Genomic DNA, 18,698 nt, shown 5'->3' on the forward strand with positions numbered 1-18,698 from the left:
AGATTGATACAATGTTTAATATGAAAAACTTCAAAAAAATTTTAATGCCACTTTTAGTTATTAGTTTTATGGTTGCCACTTTTACTGGTTGTTCTAAGAGCTCAGATGCTAAGAATGTATCTATTAAAGAAATAGGTACAAAAATAGAAAAAGAAGTAGATCTATCAGATATGAACTCTGGAGATGAAGCTAAACTAGAAAAACTATATAAAATTAAATCCGATGATATAGAAGAATTTTTTCTATATGTTCCTAAATCAAATATAAAAGCTAGTGAAATAGCTATAGTTAAAGTAAAGGATGCTAAAAAAGTTGAAGATTTTAAAAAGAATTTTACCGAAAGATTAGACAAGCAATCCTCAAGCTTTAAGGATTACTTACCAGATGAATATTTTCTTATAGAAAAAAATGTATTAAAAACAAAAGATAATTACATATTTTTTACTATATCTAAAGATGTGGATAAAGTTGAAAAAATATTTGATGAATCATTTAAATAAAAATCACATTAGAAAAGAGGAATAAATTTTGGTTTTTAGCAGCTTAGTTTTTATTTTTGTATTTTTACCAATAACCTTACTTACTTATTATATATCCCCTAAAAAGTTAAGAAACTTAATTCTACTCATAGCAAGTCTTATATTTTATGCTTGGGGAGAACCTATATACATATTTTTAATGATGTTTACTACTGTATTTAGTTATTTTTCTTCTCTTTTTATTGATAAATATAAAAATCGCAAGGGAACATCTCTTGCCCTTTTTATACTATCTGTAATGGTTAATTTAGGTATTTTGTGTTTTTTTAAATATTATGGATTTTTCATAGATAATATAAATAATTTATTTTCTATGAATATAAATGTAAAAAAACTACCTTTACCTGTAGGTATATCTTTTTATACTTTCCAAACTCTTTCTTATGTAATTGATGTTTATCTTGAAAAAGTACCAGTGCAAAAGAATATAATTTCTTTTAGCACCTATGTAACTATGTTTCCTCAATTAGTTGCAGGACCTATAGTCAAGTATGGAGATATTAATAAGCAATTAGATAATAGAAAAGAAAGTTTAGATAAATTTGGAGATGGTGTTAGTTATTTTATTAGAGGACTTTCTAAGAAAGTTCTTCTGGCTAATAATTTGGGACTACTTTGGACAACTGTAAAAGCTACATCATTTACTGAGCTATCTATATTTTCAGCTTGGCTTGGAATAATAGCTTTTACTCTTCAAATATATTTTGATTTTAGCGGATATTCTGATATGGCCATTGGTCTTGGAAAATTTTTTGGATTTGAACTTATGGAAAACTTTAATTACCCATACATATCCAGAAGTGTTACTGAATTTTGGAGAAGGTGGCATATATCTTTAGGTTCTTGGTTTAGGGAATATGTGTATATTCCTCTTGGTGGTAATAGGACGGGGGCTATTAGACAATATAGAAACTTATTTATAGTTTGGTTTTTAACTGGCTTTTGGCATGGTTCAAACTGGAACTTTATAATATGGGGACTATATTTTGGAGTATTTATTACCTTAGAAAAGGTCTTTATTTTAAAATGGCTAAATAAAATTCCCAAATTTATAAGTCATTTTTACACTTTAATTATTCTAATTGTAGGTTGGGCAATATTTGAATTTGAAAATACTAGTTTAATGTTTTCATATATAAAAACTATGTTCGGCATGGGCTCTAACCCTTTAATAGATAATCAAAGCATTTACTATTTATATACAAATTTATTCTTATTTATGTTGGCAATAATCTTTTCTACACCATTACCTAAAAAGTTATTTCAAAGATTTATTTACAATATAAAACTAAGATCCTTTTCTAAATTAATAGTTCCAATAATCTATTTAATTTTGATTTTCTTATGTACTACTTATTTAGTAAATGAAACTTATAATCCTTTTCTTTACTTTAAATTCTAAATGAAGGAGTGTTATCTTTGAGGCAAATTAAAGCCACCATGAATAAAATCATGGCTATGCTATTTCTTATATTTATTAGTATTATGGTGATTTTAAGTTTTATGACTCCTATTAAAGAGTTTTCATCTTCTGAAAATAGAAGACTTGAACAAAAACCTAAAATATCATTATCTCTTATATCTAATGGTAAATTTACTAAGAATTTTGAAAAATATATTTCTGACCAATTTCCATTAAGAGATTTTTGGATTGGAATTAAATCTAATGTGGAAAAATTTATTGGCAAAAAGGAAAGTAACGGAGTTTTTTTAGGTAAAGATGGATATCTTCTTCAAGATTTTAAGACTCCCAATGATAAAGTTGTAGATAAAATCGTTAAAGCTATAAATACTTTTGCTAAATCTAATAAAAATGTAAATACTTATTTTATGTTAGTGCCAACTTCAATAAAAATATATGAAGATAAGCTTCCTAATTTTGCTTCAACAGAAAATCAGTTAAAATATATAAATATTATGGGTGAAAAATTAGATAAAAATATATCTTTTATATCTACTTATGAAATACTTAACTCTAAAAAACATGAGTACATATATTATAAAACTGATCATCACTGGACAACCAATGGAGCTTATTATGGATATGAAACTTTAGGAAAACATATGGGATTTACCCCACTAAAAAAAGATGATTTTAATATAAAAGATTTATCTAATAATTTTTTAGGTTCCCTTTATTCTAAGGGTGGTTTTAGGAATTTAGATTATGATAAAATACAATCTTATATTCCTAAGAATATAGAGGATATAAACTATGAAGTTTGGTATTCAGATACTAATAAAACTTTAAGTTCTTTTTATGATAAAGAAAAACTCAATGAAAAAGATAAATATGCGGTATTTTTTGATAGTAACCACCCGTTAGTTAAGATAAAAACAAAAGTACAAGGTGATATTAAAGGTAAAAAACTTTTGGTGATAAAGGATTCTTATGCAAATTGTCTTGTACCATTTTTAACTTCTCATTATGGTGAAATATATATGGTAGATTTGAGATATTATGATAAAGATTTAAATGAATTAATAAAATCTGAAGGTATAGAAGATACTTTAATTCTATACAATGTTAATACCTTTTTTGAAGATGCTTCAATTACAAATGTTATGTAAAAATAAGGGGACGGTACTTTAATTTAAAGATCCGTCCCCTTACTTTATAGTTTTCACAATTATATATATAAATACATATTATAATAAGTGTGTAAATATTATAAGAAAGAGGTATTTTTATGGCTTTTGCATATTGTGCTATAAAGGGTGGTCCTTTAGCTCCTTCAATAAGAGGTATGGTTTACTTCACTGATGTACCTGGTGGCTGTAAGGTTTGTATAACAATTAATGGCCTTCCTCCATATAAACCTGCTTCTGGAAATAATCCTCCTGTAGGACCTCATGGTTTTCACATCCATGAATTCGGCAATTGTAACATAGGTGATCCTAAAGATCCTTTTAAATCAGCAGGTGGACATTGGAATCCTACAAATCAACCCCATGGGAATCATGCTGGAGATTTCCCAGTAATTTTCTCAAACAATGGTTATTCTTTTATGTGTTTTTTCACCAATAAATTTAAGGTAAAAGATATTCTTGGTAAGTCCATAATAATTCATGAAAGTCCCGATGATTATAGAACTCAACCTGCTGGTGATTCTGGTAGAAGATTGGCTTGTGGTGTAATTCAAAGAGTATAAGTAGTAAATAGAATAAATCGTGATTTCCAAACAATTTAGAGGTTATTTTAAAAATACCCTCTAAATTTTTTACTTATATTTTAGATATCCTAAATCCATATCAGACTTTTTATTGGCTATATTAATATCCTAAATGTTTATTTACAATAATCACTTTTATTCTACTTTTGAACTGACCTTTTATTACTGTAAAGTAATTACAAATTCTCTCTGAACTTTTACAATCTACACAATATCCAATTTTAGCACAAGGTGTATTTTTTCCTAATCTTTTTGCATCTAATGGTGCTGCATAATTTCTAACTCTTTTTTCGGCCTCTTCTAAGTTATCTACTATTTTATTTATGCCTGCTACAATGATGACTTGTTCTGGACCATATATCATTGCAGCTACTCTACTGCCATTTCCATCTATATTATAAAGCTCTCCACTTTCTGTTAAGGCATTGGTACTACTTAAATAAGTGTGCGCAGTAAAACTTTTATTATATATATTCTTTTTTTCTTCACTTGTAATGCCTTCTTTATGTTTGTCCAAATAAATATATTTATCATTTCTTAACATATCAATGACCCCTGTTTCTAAAAGGGTCATTGAGTCTCCAGCAGTAACAATAACCCCTTTAGGTATCATTTCATCTATATTTTTTTTAAGCTCATCTTCATCTTTTACATAAAATGCCTCTATATTATGTTTTTCTAAATTTTCAATAGTTCTTTGTACTTTTTTATCTATATACCATTCTATGTTTTTATCCAATTTATCTCCTCCTAAAACATTTAGACATACTACTCATTTTTATTTAATTGAACTAATATCATTCCTAGTATATTATCATATTAATTTGAAATCAACCTACTCTAAAAGTTTCTCTTTTAAAAACTTCCCTAATCCTATATAATCTTTTATATATATTTAGAAATTAAACAAATTATTTTATACAGAAAGGATTAAAAAATGAGTATTTTATCAGTTGAAAATCTTACACATGGCTTTGGTGATAGAGCTATTTTTAATGATGTATCTTTCAACCTTTTAAAAGGGGAACATATTGGTCTTGTTGGCGCAAATGGTGAGGGTAAATCTAGTTTTATGAATATAATAACTGGAAATCTAGAGCCTGATGAAGGAGTTATTGAGTGGTCTAAACGTGTTAGAGTAGGCTATTTAGATCAACATACAGTTTTAAAGTCTGGCACAACTATACGTGAATTTTTAAAAACCGCTTTTAAATATTTATTTGACTTAGAAAAAGAAATGAATGAAATATGTGATAAAATGGGTACTGCTAATTCAGATGAGTTAGAATTATTATTAGAAGATATGGGTACTATTCAAGACATTTTAACTAATAATGATTTCTATATTATTGATGCCAAAATTGATGAAGTTGCAAGGGGCATGGGAATTGCTGATATAGGCTTGGATAAAGATGTGCAAGACCTTAGTGGTGGTCAAAGAACTAAGATTTTATTAGCAAAATTACTTCTTGAAAAACCAGATATACTTCTTTTAGATGAGCCTACAAATTACTTAGATGAACAACATATTGAATGGTTAAAACGTTATTTGCAGGATTATGAAAATGCATTTATTTTGATTTCTCACGATATACCATTCTTAAATAGTGTAATTAACCTTATATATCATATGGAAAATGGAGAACTTAATCGTTATGTTGGAAATTATGATGACTTTTTGAAGGTTTACGAAGCTAAAAAACAACAGTTAGAAGCTGCATATAAAAAACAGCAACAAGAAATTCAAGAACTTAAGGATTTTGTTTCAAGAAACAAGGCTAGAGTATCTACCCGAAATATGGCAATGTCAAGACAGAAAAAATTAGATAAAATGGACTTAATAGAACTACCTAAAGATAAACCAAAACCTGAATTTAACTTTAAAGAAGGTAGAACCTCTGGCAAAATGCTTTTTGAAACAAAGGATCTAGTTATAGGTTATAATGAAGCTTTATCTAAACCACTAAATCTTCATATGGAACGTGGTGAAAAAATAGCTCTTGTTGGAGCTAACGGTCTTGGAAAAACTACTCTTTTAAAAAGTATTTTAGGTGAAATAAAACCAATATCAGGTCATGCTACCTTAGGTGATTATCTAAATATAGGATACTTTGAGCAGGAGATAAAAAAAGCTAATTATAACACTTGTATAGAAGAAGTTTGGAGTGAATTTCCATCTTTTACTCAATACGAAGTTCGTGCAGCTCTTGCAAAATGTGGATTAACTACTAAACATATAGAAAGTAAGGTACTTGTATTAAGTGGTGGAGAACAAGCTAAAGTTAGATTATGTAAATTAATTAATAAAGAAACTAATTTCCTTGTTTTAGATGAGCCTACAAATCATTTAGATGTAGATGCAAAAGAAGAACTTAAAAGAGCAATTAAAGCCTATAAAGGAAGTGTTCTTCTTATTTGCCACGAACCTGAATTCTATCAGGACATAGTAACCGATGTTTGGAATTGCGAAAATTGGACAACTAAAATAGTTTAGCAATAAACAACATAAATAAAAATGATTAAAACATATATAATATGTTTTAATCATTTTTATTTAACGTTATTTTATTAACAATACTCCTACATAGGCAAGACTATCATCTGAATAATTAAATTGCAAACTACAGCTTTTTAAAAGGCTCCCCAAATTTATTCCATATGCTTCAGCGGAAGATATAGCTTTCTGTGGATAAATACACTTTTCACCTTTAAGATATCCACAAGTTGTGCATAATTCACAGGGTCCTGCACCCATAGGGAAAAATTCTAAATCTATGTATTTTTCTCTCAAGTTTTCTGTTAATTCTTTTGTAAAATTATTATGCTTGTCCCTAATCACATCTGTTTCTGCTCTATCCCTTATATTTTTTACAGGATGAATTGTTTGGTATATTATACCCTTTTTAAAGTTCATTACTTCCTTTTTTAAATCTTCTATTTCTCCTACCCCGGGAGGACACATCCAGTTTGTCCCATAATGTCCACAAAGATTTTCTTTACAATACTCCCTAAATTTATTATCAAATTCTACCTCTTCTAAATCAAAATCCTTAGCATATTTAGCTCCAAATTTTATTATATCTGCTAATATCAATTCTAAATTTAACATAATTAAAATACATCCCCCTATAAACTTATATATATAATTAAAGGTATAAAAGTATGGAAAAGAAATGACATACACTTCCACCTAACACAAATACATGCCATATTGCGTGGTTATACGGTATTTTATCCTTAGCATAAAATATACATCCTACTGTATATATTAATCCACCTGCTATTAAAAGAACTATTCCTTTAACTGGTAGAGAAGAAATTATACTTTTCAATGCTACTACAATTACCCATCCCATAGCTATGTATAAAAATGTAGATACCTTTTCCATTTTTTCAAAACAAACTATTTTTAATACTATACCTACTATAGTTATTACCCAAATAATTCCTAAAATAGACCAACCTAATTTTCCCCTAAGTATTGTTAAAGTAAAAGGGGTATAGGTTCCTGCTATAAGTAAGAATATAGATGAATGATCAAATTTTCTAAATATCTTTTTAACTTTTTCATTGGTAAAACTATGATAAAGAGTTGAACACATATATAGTATTATTAAGGTTGAACCATAGATACTATAACTTACAGTATACCAAGCATCTTTATATTTCGTGGCAAAAACCACTAATAAGACTAACGCCACAATAGAAAATATAACCCCTATTCCATGAGTAATAGCATTTGCTATTTCCTCCTTCTTAGTATAAAAATTCATTGTCCCCATAAAATTTATCTCCTCACTAAGTTATTTTTTTATATTAATTCTTAATATATATTCTATCACTATCTGCTTTAAAATATAATCTGTTTTTCTTATTTAAAATTTATTTCTCTTTATTAGATATATCTTCTACTATATCTTTAAAATTACTCATTATTTTCCCATTATTTATTAATCCACCTATTACAAATTGATTTATTCCCCAAGGTAATCTTATACCCTCATATCCCTTGCTATCTTGCCTTATATCACTCAAATGGCAGTATATATCTTTATATGGTATTTTTTCCTTTATTTCTTCTAAAGTATATCCTTCTTCAAATAACTCATAGAAATAATTTACTGTCCATGCAATAAATAATTCTGCTATAGTTCCTGGATCTTCATCATCAAGCTCTGCTACTATATAATTTGATTCTAATACTTTTTTACAGTCATTATTAAATATAGTCTCTGCTGTTGGCACCTTAGATTTATCATTTGCTTCAGGATCATTTATAGGATTATGCCACTTTACATTAGATATTTCTTTTTTTAAAGATTCTTCCTCATATAATCTTTGTCGTATATCCCCCTCTTTAAATAATTTACCTGCTATATATCCTTTTTTCATTTTTCAACAACTCCTCCTGATTTATATTCTAACTATTCTTTTAGTCTTAATCCATATAGAAATTATTATATCATTAAATTAATAAATTATTTTTTACTCAATTAATTTTTAATTTTCAGAAATAAAAGGCTTTTATTGCACATAATTATAGGTAGTACTAAAAATATTAAATGGAAATAAGATATATTAAATATCCATATTAGAAAACATTAGTTTTAAATATAGTATGTAACATAAAAGTAAAATTATTTAAATAATTCTATTGTCATATAAACGTTATTCTGATAAAATTTTATTATAGATTTTATTTTCAAACTTTTCTATCTATTTAGATTTATTAAAAATTATATAAATGAAAGGAGGGTTTAATTTGTGAGAGGAATAAATTTACAAACTATTAGAAGCAAAATAAAAAAGTATAAAAGGAGAGAATAGACATGGCTAAAGAAAAGAAAAGATCACTATTTGACCGATTTATACAAGGTGTAGAAGTTGCAGGAAATAAACTACCTACACCCTTTACCCTATTTCTTTACTTAATTATAATTATATGTGTATTATCTTTTGTATTATCTTCAATGGGAGTTTCTGTAACTTATATGGCAGCAGGTAAAAATGGTGCTGAAATGAAAGAAACAACTGTTGCAGTTGTGAATTTGCTTAGTAAAGAACAATTCAAATCATTTTTAACTGACTTTACTAAAACTTTTATTGAATTTCCACCATTAGGATTACTAATGATTATGATGATGGGAATTGGTTTTGTAGAAGAAACAGGATTTATAAATGCACTTATGAGAAAAACTTTATTAAGTGCTCCCTCCTTTTTAATAACTGCAGTGTTAGCTTTCGTTGGAGTAAATGCTAACATAGCATCTGATGCAGGTATGATATTCACAGCAACAATAGGTGCAATTTTATTTAAGTCTTTAGGTAGAAATCCTTATATTGGTATTATCATAGGATTTGCTGCTGGGTCTGGTGGATTCACCGCAAATCTTTTTGTAGCAGGAACAGATGCTCTATTATCTGGTATCAGTGAATCAGCTGCAGAAGCTGCTAGAATTACAACTCCTATTCATCCATTAATAAACTATTACTTTATGGCTACTGCAACATTTATAGTTACTGGCGTTGTAACATTAATAGCAGAAAAATACATTATTCCAAAATTAGATTCAGGTTCAGGAACTTTAGAAGATAAGGACTTAGCTGCACATGAATTAACAGATTTAGAAAAGAAAGGTCTTTCTAATGCAGGCATAGCTACAATAATTTATATTATCATTATATTAGCTTTATCCATCCCTAAAAACGGTCTACTAAGAGCAGATGACGGAACAATACTTCCAAAATCCCCATTAATATCTGGTATTGTACCTTTAATCTTCTTCTTCTTCTTAACAGTAGGTATTACCTACGGAAGAACTATAAAATATATAACATCCGAAAAAGATATACCAAAAATTATGAAGAATTCGTTAAGTGGTGCATTAACATTCTTGGTTGTTGTTTTACCATCATCTATATTTATCAAGTTTTTTAATGAAAGTAAATTAACTACTGTAATGGCAGTAAAAGGATCTGAGTTATTAGAAAAAGCAAACATGGGTGTAATACCACTGCTTTTATCCTTTATTTTGCTTGTTGCACTTGTAAATATGTTTATGACAAGTGGATCGTCGAAATGGCTTATACTTGCACCAATATTTGTACCTATGTTTGCTATGTTAAATCTATCTCCAGCAGTTTCACAGGTTGCTTTCAGAGTTGGAGATTCCGCTACAAATATTATTTCTCCAATATCCTCTTCACTAGCGGTAGTTATTGGTATTATGGAGCAGTATAATGAAAAGAAAGACGAGCCTGTTGGCATAGGAACAGTTATAGCTCTAACGCTACCATTTGCACTGGGTATTTTATTGTCAATGTCACTTCTTCTAATTTTATGGGTAACATTTGATATACCACTGGGCCCTGGAGCAAACATCTTTCTTTCATAAACAGAGTTCTCTAATAAATAGCTATTCATATAATTAAAATATACTAAAGACTATAAAGGAGATGAATTATATTGTTACTTATTAAAAATTGCAATCTAATAGACATGGTAGGAATTCATAAAGAAAAATATGATATTTTAATAAATAAAAAAAAGATATTTAAAATAGAAAAAGAAATTGATGAAAAACAACTAGAAAATGTACAAGTAGTTGATGCAAAGGGTAGAATAGTAACTCCTGGGCTTATAGACCCCCATTGCCATATGGGAGTTTATGGAACAGCTACATTAGAAGGAATGGACGGAAATGAAACTTCTAATCCTTCAACTCCAGAATTAAGAGCCATAGATGCTATTGATCCAATGGATGTTGCCTATGATGTGGCTATAAAACATGGAGTAACAACAGTTGTAACAGGTCCTGGAAGTGCCAACGTAATAGGCGGTACTTTTACAGCTATGAAGACTTACGGAAATGATATAAAGGATTGTGTAATAAAAGAAGAAGTTTGCATGAAAATGGCTTTAGGTGAAAACCCAAAAGTATTTTATGGCAAACAAGGAAAAGCTCCAAAAACTAGAATGATGAATGCTGCTATAATGAGAGAAAATCTTTTTAAAGCTAAGGAATATCATAGTAAGTGGAAAGAATATAAAAATAACACCGAATCTGATAAAAATATTTCTGAATTTAAATATGATTTAGGAATGCACAGTTTAATGAGGGTGTTTGATGGTTTAAGAGTAAAAGTGCATGCTCATCAATCAGATGATATATTAACAGCAATTAGAATTTGCGAAGAATTTGGGCTAAGGTATACTATTGATCACTGTACAGCGGGGTATCTTATTGTAGATGAATTAAAATCTAAGGGTGTACAATGCATAATTGGTCCTACAGCAGGTGGAAAAAGTAAACTTGAATTACAACACAAAAATTTAGAATGTGCAAGGATTTTTGAAGAAAGTGGAATTGATTTTGCCATAATGACAGACAATCCTGTTATTCCTATAGAAGGTCAATTAATGCAGTTAGCTCTATTTGTAAAAAATGGACTATCTAAAGAAACTGCACTTAAAGGAATTACTATAAACGCAGCAAGACTAACAGATATAGATGATAGGGTTGGAAGCATAGAGATCGGTAAAGATGCAGATATTGTTATATGGAATGTGGATCCATTAGATACTATGAGTGAGGCTGGAATAGTTATCATAGATGGACAAGTAGTTTATGAAAGAAAGGCGGGCGAGATTGATGTTGATTATAAAAAATTGTAATCTGTTAAATATGGCTGATATATATGAAGAAAGAAAAGATATTCTAATAGAAAATGGTAAAATAATTGAAATATCTAATGAAATTGACATAAGCAAACATAAAGATTACAAAATTATTGATGCTAAAGGAAATTTCGTTACACCAGGAATTGTAGAACCTCACTGCCAATTAGGTATTAAAGAAGAAATTCATAGATTTGATGGTGATGATTCTAATGAGGAAACTGATCCTATATTACCACAATTAAGAGCTATAGATGCTATTAACCCTACAGATGAGGGATTTGATATGGCAAAACGAGCAGGAGTAACTACTGTAATTACAGGACCAGGAGAATCTAATTTAATAGGTGGTACTTTTGCAGCTGTTAAAACTTATGGAAAAACAGTAAATGATATGGTAATTAAAGATGAAATTGCTTTTAAGTTTTCACTTGGCAATACTGTAAAAAATATTTATGGTAAAAAAGGAAATATGCCGAAAACTAGAATGGCTTCTGCTGCTATGATTAGAGATATTCTAATAAAAGCTAAAGAGTATCATAGACTATACCAATTATCTATAAATGATAAAACAGGTAAGGTTAATCCACCTAAATTTGATATAAAATTACACTCTTTAATGAGGGTATTTGATGGAATGCTAGTTAAATTTACAACTCATCAGGCTTATGATATATTAACAGCTATAAGAATAGGTGAAGAATTTAAACTAAATTATACAGTAGATAAATGTAGTGAAGCCTATTTAATTCCTAAAGAGTTAAAAGGATACTCTACAAAATGTGTTATAGGTCCTGCATATGGTGGAAAAAGAGATCCTGAAGTGAGAAACCGAGATACAATAATTGCAGGTATTATGGAAAAAAATGATTTAAATTTTGCAATTTCCTCTGGACACCCTGAAGTAAATATAGAATTAACTATGGTACAAACTATTATGATGTATAAGAAAGGATTATCACGTAAAATGGCATTAAAAGCCATGACTATAAATGCTGCAAAAATTCTTGGATTAGAAGATAGAATAGGAAGCATAGAAATAGGAAAAGATGCGGATATAATAATATGGAATGGCGAACCTTTAGATTACTATTCTTATCCAGAAACAGTATTAATTGATGGTAATGTGGTTTACAACAAAGAAGTAATATAATAAATATAATTTATTTTAAAATACTCTTTTCTGACTTTTATATTATATTGGTTGTTGCCAGAAAAGAGTATTTTTATTTATTTTTTACTATTTAAATATTCATCATAAGTCATTTGTCTGTCTATAATTCCATCTGGAGTTATTTCAATAATCCTATTTGCTATAGTTTGAACAAATTGGTGGTCATGGGAAGTAAATAAGATAGTTCCTGGGAAATTTATCAATCCATTATTTACAGCTGTAATGGATTCAAGATCTAAATGGTTTGTTGGTTCATCTAAAATAAGAACATTTGCTCCACTTAGCATCATTTTTGAAAGCATACATCTTACCTTTTCTCCTCCAGATAATACTTCAGCACTTTTTAATGCTTCTTCTCCTGAGAAAAGCATTCTTCCAAGAAATCCTCTTATAAATGTTTCAGATTTTTCCTCAGAGAATTGTCTAAGCCAATCCACTAAATTTAAATTTACTCCATTAAAGTAGTTACTATTATCATTTGGAAAATAAGATTGACTTGTGGTTATTCCCCATTTAAATTCTCCACTATCAGCCTTATCTTCTCCCGTAAGTATTTGAAATAATGCTGTTTTTGCTATACTGTTTTCTCCTACAAAGGCTATTTTATCACCTTTATTTACTCTAAAGCTTACATTATTTAAAACTTTTTCTCCATCTATAGTTTTAGTAATTCCCTCTACTGCAAGCAAATCATTTCCCGCTTCCCTATCTGGCTTAAAACCTACAAAAGGATATCTTCTAGAAGACGGCTTTATATCTTCTAAAGTTATTTTATCTAGCATCTTTTTACGTGATGTAGCTTGTTTCGATTTAGATGCATTAGCACTAAATCTTGCTATAAATTCTTCAAGATCTTTTATCTTTTCTTCTTTCTTTTTATTTTGATCTTTTGCCATTTCCAATGCTAATTGACTTGATTCATACCAGAAATCATAATTTCCAACATATAGTTGTATTTTTCCAAAGTCTAAATCCGCTATATGTGTACATACTTTATTTAAAAAGTGTCTGTCATGAGAAATCAATATTACAGTATTTTCAAAGTTTATAAGAAATTCTTCTAGCCACTGTATTGATTTAATATCCAAATGGTTTGTAGGCTCATCTAGTAATAGTATATCTGGCTTTCCAAATAAAGCCTGTGCTAAAAGCACTCTTACCTTTTGTCCGCCATCTAAGTCTTTCATTAATTTATAATGTAATTCGACAGGAATTCCAAGCCCTGTTAACAGAGTTGCTGCTTCTGATTCCGCTTCCCAACCGTTAAGTTCTGTAAACTCTCCTTCTAGTTCTGCAACTTTTATTCCATCTTCTTCTGAAAAATCTTCTTTTGAGTATATCTTTTCCTTTTCTTTCATAATATTATAAAGTCTTTCATGTCCCATTATTACCGTTTCTAGCACAGGTTCACTATCAAATTGGAAATGATCTTGTTTTAGTACAGCCATTCTTTTACCTGGCTCTAATATAACATCCCCTTTATTTGCTTCAATTTCCCCTGAAAGAATTTTTAAAAATGTAGACTTTCCTGCCCCATTTGCACCTATAAGACCATAACAGTTTCCTGGTGTAAATTTTACATTTACATCTTCAAATAAAACTCTTCCTCCATATCTTAAACTTATATTATTAGTACTTATCATAGTTAATACGTTCCTCCATCTATTTCAATTTTAGCTTCTGTATTTTCGCTAATCTCAAATATCCGCTATTATATCATATTAATACACCTGAATCCAGTATTTTACCAATGATTTTTATATTATAAATCTTGCCTTACTTCCTTCTTTAGTTGGAATTATCTCTAATATGCTATCTATTCTTTCTTTAAGTTCTGGTACATGAGATATTATACCTACCAGTCTTCCGCCATTTTGTAGTTCCACTAAAGTTTCTATAGCATTATCTAGTGATTCGGGGTCTAATGTTCCAAATCCTTCGTCAATAAAAATAGTATCTAAGCTTATACCGCCTGCATAGGATTGTATAACATCTGCTAGCCCTAGAGCTAGAGATAAAGATGCTTTAAAACTTTCTCCTCCAGATAATGTTTTAACATGTCTAGCTTTGCCTGTATAATTATCAAAAACCTCCAATTCTAATCCTTCTTGTCTTCTTCCTTTTCCTTTTTCTTCTTTTCTACTAAGTAAAAACCTTCCTCCTGTCATTTTGGACAAACGTATATTAGCAGCAGCTATTATTTCATCAAAATAAGCAGCTAATACGTATCTTTCGAAAGTTATTCTTTCATCATTATCCCCATTGGATATCCTTGCTAATTCACCTATAATCTTATAATCATCTTCTTTTTCACTTATCTTTTCATTTAACTTCTTTATTTCTTTTAAAGTCTTTATATTGTTATCTAACCTAGAAAACACTATATTATATTCTCTGTTTAATTGATTTTTTTCTTGATTAACTTTCTCTAACTTTTCTTTTATAATATCTAAATCTATAAACTCTAAATCTTTACTATTATTAATTGCTCTATTTAAATTAAACTTTATGATTTTAATATTTTGATTATAATCTTGTATGTCTTCATCTAAACTTTTTAATTGATCTTCTGAAAGTTTCACAGCTAAATAATTATTATAATCTTTCAAACCACATTCTATTATTTTTTTATTCATATTATCTTTATTTTTTTCTATTTCTTTTAAAAGTTCTTGTAAATTTTCTAACTTACTTTTTTTATTTGTTTTTAAAGATATATATTCATTATTAATAACCTCGTATTCTTTCCTAGCCTTTTCTAATAGCTGATTTAATTCTAATAATTTATTTTCTATATTTTTTATTTTTTTATTTAATTCTGGCACACTTCTAAATTTCTCTGGTATCTCTTTTTCTATAGCTAAAATAGAACTTTCTTCACTTTTTACTTTAGCAAAACTATCCTTATATTCTTCATTTAATTTTTCTAATAATATATTATTTTCTTCTATTTCCTCTTCTAATTTAATAAGACTATTCTTAATATTTATTTTCTTTTTATTATCCTCTTCAATTTGTTTTAGTTTCTCTTTTAAATTTTCTACTTCTAAGGCAATTTCTTTACCTTTTATGGATATAAAATTTAAAATATCTTTTTTCCAATATTCTTCTATTATTTTACCTAAACTCTTTTCTAGCTTTAATTTATAATCTGATATTATTTCGTTGCTACTAGTAATTACCCCATTTAAATCAGACATGTTTTGCAAAATCATATCTCTTTGTTCTTTTATTTCATCAAACTCATATTTAATTTGATTTAATTTTTCTTCTGTTGGTACACCTTTTATCATTTCAGCAGGGCTTGGATGATGCTTTGAGCCACAAACAGGGCATTTAACTCCATCTTTTAAATCTTTTGCTAATATTCCAGCTTGCCCTTTTTTAAAGTTATCTTCCATTATCTCATATTTTAATTTAGTTTCCATGTATTTTTTTTCGATTTTATCAAAGTTTATTTTTAAATTACCATGTTTTTTTATATTTATTAAATAGCTATTATAATACTTATAAAAATCCCGCATATCATTGCAAATAACTTCTTTTTCTTCTACTTTACTAAGTATTTTTTCTTTTTCCACTTCACACTTTTGTAGTTCAACAAACTCTTTGTTTAAATTATTAAGCTTAGTTCTGTCATTTTTAATTTTACTACCTAAACTAGAATATTCTTTCTGTTTTTTCTCTAATTCTCCTTTAATTTGTTCTATCCTATTCTTTTTTTCTTCATAATCTCTAACTTTATTTTGAAAACTTTTAAGAATTGTTAATTTATTGGAAGTTTCTTTTCTTTCTTCCTCTTTAGATTCTTCTTCTTTTAATTTTTTTATAGATTCCTCTACTTTTTTTCTATACAAATTAACCCTTTGTTCTACTTCTATATACTCCTTTTCTTTTAACTGAAAATAATTTTCCTTTTCTTTAAAATTATTTTCAAGCATTGTAACTTCTAATGCTTTCCTTCCTTGATACAATTTATCTTTTTTATTTTCATATTCTTCTTTTTGAAAAATAAGTTCCTTGTATTTTTTCTCATATTCTTCTTTTTCTTTAATCTTTTTATTTACCTCTTCTAGCAAAACTATTTCATTTTGAATTTTTATTTCTTCTCCATTTATTTCTTCAATCTTTTTAGAAAGATTTTGTTCTTGTATTTCATCATTCTCTATTATTTCTTCTATTCCTAAAATTATCTCTTTAAAATTTAAATTTTCTTTATCTATAATTTTAGAGAGTTCTTCATTATTAGTAACATCTACACGCTTAACGTTAGTTATTCTTTCAGTATTCACTTTGGCAATATCTTTATAAATTTCTTTTCTTTTATCATCCAATACTTTCTGAAATTTTTCAAAATGTTCTGTCCCAAATATTTTTCTAAATATAATCTCTCTTTCAGAACTATCAGCCTCAAGAAGTTTTCTAAATTCCCCCTGTGGCAACATAACAATTTGTCTAAATTGATTTTTATTTATACCAAGAATCTCATTTATTTTTTCTTCCACCAAAGTTACCCCAGATACAGTATTACCTTCTGATAATATTAAAAAAGCCTCTGAGTTTTTGTAGGTAAAACCCTCACCTCTAGATTTTTTTCTTGGTTGTTGTGGATATCTAGTTACTTTATATTTCTTATCCCTTAAAGAAAATTCTAGATCTACATAAGTAATAGTTTCTTGTGACGCAAAGTCACTTCTAAGTCCGTCCCTATCTTTATTAGTATTAGACGCTTCACCAAACAAAGCATAACTTATAGCATCAAATATAGTAGTTTTACCTGCACCTGTTGGACCATTTATAAGAAATATATTTCTATTATCTAGCTCCGTAAAATCTATAATTTGCACATCTGCATAGGGTCCAAATGCACACATAGTTAACTTTAAAGGCTTCATCTAGTTCACCTCTTTTTCTATTTTCTCTATTACATTGGTTATTATTTGTAGACTTTCTTTTTCCAAGTCTTTTCCTGTTATCGAATTATAAAACTCTTTAAAAAGCTGTAATTTAGTTTTGTTTTTGTATCCCTGCCCTGCTGATGTTTTACTATCTTCTTTTTTTATTTCCCCTTCTCTGCTAAGTCCCATTATATTAGGGTAAACAGCTCTTAATTTTGCTATGGGATCTACTAGTTCCCCTTCATCTGTTAATAATGCATATACGTAATCTTCTATATTAGTACCCTTATAAATCTCTGGACTTATCAGTTTTTCTAATGGTCCTTTTATGATTCTCATATCTCTTTTAGGTTTAAATTCTTTAAAATCTATTTGGATTTCTCCATATTTATTTATATTAACTATAGTTGCTCCTTTTTTATGGTTTACTTCTGAAAAAGAATATTTTAAAAGAGATCCTGAATATCTTATTTTATTATCTTTAACCTTTTGAGGCTTGTGTAAATGTCCAAGAGCTGTATATGTAAATTCGGAAAAATACTCTGCATTTACAATATCTGTCCCCCCTATACTTAGAGGTCTTTCCGATTGGCAAACTTCAAGACTTTGGTTGTCTTTTATAAAGCTTGTATATGCGTGAGTTATTAATACATTTTTTTCATTTTTATTTAAATCCTTTTCTATGATGTCTACTAAAACCCTCATTGCGTCATCATGAGTAGAAATTTTATCATCTTGAAAAATATGTTTTATTTCTTTTGGATCACAGTAAGGTAGCAAATAAAAATTAAAATTTTCATTATTACTTTTTAATATTACTTTTTTTATCTCTCTTTTTTCTTTATTAAAACTTCCCGCTATATGAAGACCATTTTCCGTAAGAATTCTACTGCCAAAAGCTAGTCTTTCTGGACTATCATGATTTCCAGCTATAGCTAATATGGGAACTTTTAAATCTAACAGAATTTTATTAAAAGTCCTATCTAATAATTCTACAGCTTCCACAGGTGGTATACTTCTATCATATAAGTCTCCAGCTATAATTAATGCATTAGGCTTTTCTTCTTTAATTATATTTATTAATTGTTCTAATACGATTTTTTGATCCTCTATCATACTAAATTCATTTACTATTTTTCCTATATGCCAATCTCCAGTATGAATTATTTTCATATTTACACCTCCAAAAGATGTTTAATATAACTATATTTTAATATACTATTATCAAAAGGTAAA

The 18,698-nt window shown here is 28.2% G+C and carries 15 protein-coding genes; 8 read left to right on the plus strand and 7 right to left on the minus strand.

Translation table 11 applies throughout. The features are described from left to right. Positions 1–11: 11 nt before the first annotated feature. From B5D21_RS11125 to B5D21_RS11140, 4 genes are all read left to right on the plus strand, one after another. Complete coding sequence (locus B5D21_RS11125; RefSeq protein ID WP_023437423.1) at positions 12–500, plus strand: DUF4358 domain-containing protein; 489 nt, start codon at positions 12–14, stop codon at positions 498–500. A gap of 28 nt (positions 501–528) precedes the next feature. Then, positions 529–1,941 (plus strand): MBOAT family O-acyltransferase, encoded by a 1,413-nt coding sequence (locus B5D21_RS11130; RefSeq protein ID WP_011098874.1) that lies wholly within the window; start codon positions 529–531, stop codon positions 1,939–1,941. 8 nt (positions 1,942–1,949) lie between these two features. Then, positions 1,950–3,110: a DHHW family protein gene (locus B5D21_RS11135; RefSeq protein ID WP_011098873.1), complete on the plus strand. Its 1,161-nt coding sequence runs from the start codon at positions 1,950–1,952 to the stop codon at positions 3,108–3,110. Between the two features lie 119 nt (positions 3,111–3,229). Beyond that, entirely contained in the window at positions 3,230–3,691 is a 462-nt protein-coding gene (locus tag B5D21_RS11140) for a superoxide dismutase family protein (RefSeq protein WP_011098872.1), read from the plus strand. A gap of 121 nt (positions 3,692–3,812) precedes the next feature. Here the strand turns inward: B5D21_RS11140 and B5D21_RS11145 are convergent, their stop codons facing one another. Continuing rightward, complete coding sequence (locus B5D21_RS11145; protein WP_011098871.1) at positions 3,813–4,451, minus strand: lactate utilization protein; 639 nt, start codon at positions 4,449–4,451, stop codon at positions 3,813–3,815. Between the two features lie 198 nt (positions 4,452–4,649). Here B5D21_RS11145 and B5D21_RS11150 point away from each other — a divergent pair, with 198 nt between their 5' ends. Next, on the plus strand, positions 4,650–6,206 hold the full coding sequence (locus B5D21_RS11150; RefSeq protein WP_011098870.1) for an ABC-F family ATP-binding cassette domain-containing protein: 1,557 nt from the start codon (positions 4,650–4,652) through the stop codon (positions 6,204–6,206). 66 nt (positions 6,207–6,272) lie between these two features. Here the strand turns inward: B5D21_RS11150 and B5D21_RS11155 are convergent, their stop codons facing one another. The 3 genes from B5D21_RS11155 to B5D21_RS11165 all read right to left on the minus strand — a co-directional run bounded on the left by B5D21_RS11155 (position 6,273) and on the right by B5D21_RS11165 (position 8,104). Further along, on the minus strand, positions 6,273–6,821 hold the full coding sequence (locus B5D21_RS11155) for a DUF2284 domain-containing protein (RefSeq protein ID WP_035110728.1): 549 nt from the start codon (positions 6,819–6,821) through the stop codon (positions 6,273–6,275). A gap of 37 nt (positions 6,822–6,858) precedes the next feature. After that, positions 6,859–7,494 (minus strand): PAQR family membrane homeostasis protein TrhA, encoded by a 636-nt coding sequence (trhA, locus tag B5D21_RS11160; protein ID WP_011098868.1) that lies wholly within the window; start codon positions 7,492–7,494, stop codon positions 6,859–6,861. A gap of 100 nt (positions 7,495–7,594) precedes the next feature. Then, positions 7,595–8,104 (minus strand): TIR domain-containing protein, encoded by a 510-nt coding sequence (locus tag B5D21_RS11165; protein WP_011098867.1) that lies wholly within the window; start codon positions 8,102–8,104, stop codon positions 7,595–7,597. A gap of 437 nt (positions 8,105–8,541) precedes the next feature. On the opposite strand from B5D21_RS11165, the gene B5D21_RS11170 reads away from it, so the two are divergent. From B5D21_RS11170 to B5D21_RS11180, 3 genes are all read left to right on the plus strand, one after another. Next, positions 8,542–10,107 (plus strand): AbgT family transporter, encoded by a 1,566-nt coding sequence (locus B5D21_RS11170; RefSeq protein ID WP_011098866.1) that lies wholly within the window; start codon positions 8,542–8,544, stop codon positions 10,105–10,107. 71 nt (positions 10,108–10,178) lie between these two features. Further along, positions 10,179–11,387, plus strand: coding sequence for an amidohydrolase (locus B5D21_RS11175; protein WP_011098865.1), 1,209 nt, complete (start codon positions 10,179–10,181; stop codon positions 11,385–11,387). Between the two features lie 10 nt (positions 11,388–11,397). Then, entirely contained in the window at positions 11,398–12,543 is a 1,146-nt protein-coding gene (locus tag B5D21_RS11180; RefSeq protein WP_242844264.1) for an amidohydrolase, read from the plus strand. A 77-nt stretch (positions 12,544–12,620) separates the two neighbouring features. Here the strand turns inward: B5D21_RS11180 and B5D21_RS11185 are convergent, their stop codons facing one another. From B5D21_RS11185 to B5D21_RS11195, 3 genes are all read right to left on the minus strand, one after another. After that, positions 12,621–14,207 (minus strand): ABC-F family ATP-binding cassette domain-containing protein, encoded by a 1,587-nt coding sequence (locus B5D21_RS11185; protein WP_011098863.1) that lies wholly within the window; start codon positions 14,205–14,207, stop codon positions 12,621–12,623. Positions 14,208–14,321: 114 nt separating this feature from the next. Then, positions 14,322–17,459, minus strand: a complete 3,138-nt coding sequence (locus tag B5D21_RS11190; RefSeq protein ID WP_011098862.1) for an AAA family ATPase — start codon at positions 17,457–17,459, stop codon at positions 14,322–14,324. Further along, entirely contained in the window at positions 17,460–18,635 is a 1,176-nt protein-coding gene (locus B5D21_RS11195) for an exonuclease SbcCD subunit D (RefSeq protein ID WP_011098861.1), read from the minus strand. Between the last annotated feature and the right edge of the window lie 63 nt (positions 18,636–18,698).

Source organism: Clostridium tetani (genome assembly GCF_900167265.1).
GTDB classification, from domain to species: domain Bacteria; phylum Bacillota; class Clostridia; order Clostridiales; family Clostridiaceae; genus Clostridium_G; species Clostridium_G tetani.

Coding starts and splice junctions, on each gene's coding strand:
- B5D21_RS11125 (WP_023437423.1), top strand. CDS start 12: ATGTTTAATATGAAAAACTTCAAAAAAATTTTAATGCCACTTTTAGTT.
- B5D21_RS11140 (WP_011098872.1), top strand. CDS start 3,230: ATGGCTTTTGCATATTGTGCTATAAAGGGTGGTCCTTTAGCTCCTTCA.
- B5D21_RS11150 (WP_011098870.1), top strand. CDS start 4,650: ATGAGTATTTTATCAGTTGAAAATCTTACACATGGCTTTGGTGATAGA.
- B5D21_RS11155 (WP_035110728.1), bottom strand. CDS start 6,821: ATGTTAAATTTAGAATTGATATTAGCAGATATAATAAAATTTGGAGCT.
- trhA (WP_011098868.1), bottom strand. CDS start 7,494: ATGGGGACAATGAATTTTTATACTAAGAAGGAGGAAATAGCAAATGCT.
- B5D21_RS11165 (WP_011098867.1), bottom strand. CDS start 8,104: ATGAAAAAAGGATATATAGCAGGTAAATTATTTAAAGAGGGGGATATA.
- B5D21_RS11170 (WP_011098866.1), top strand. CDS start 8,542: ATGGCTAAAGAAAAGAAAAGATCACTATTTGACCGATTTATACAAGGT.
- B5D21_RS11180 (WP_242844264.1), top strand. CDS start 11,398: ATGGCTGATATATATGAAGAAAGAAAAGATATTCTAATAGAAAATGGT.
- B5D21_RS11185 (WP_011098863.1), bottom strand. CDS start 14,207: ATGATAAGTACTAATAATATAAGTTTAAGATATGGAGGAAGAGTTTTA.
- B5D21_RS11190 (WP_011098862.1), bottom strand. CDS start 17,459: ATGAAGCCTTTAAAGTTAACTATGTGTGCATTTGGACCCTATGCAGAT.
- B5D21_RS11195 (WP_011098861.1), bottom strand. CDS start 18,635: ATGAAAATAATTCATACTGGAGATTGGCATATAGGAAAAATAGTAAAT.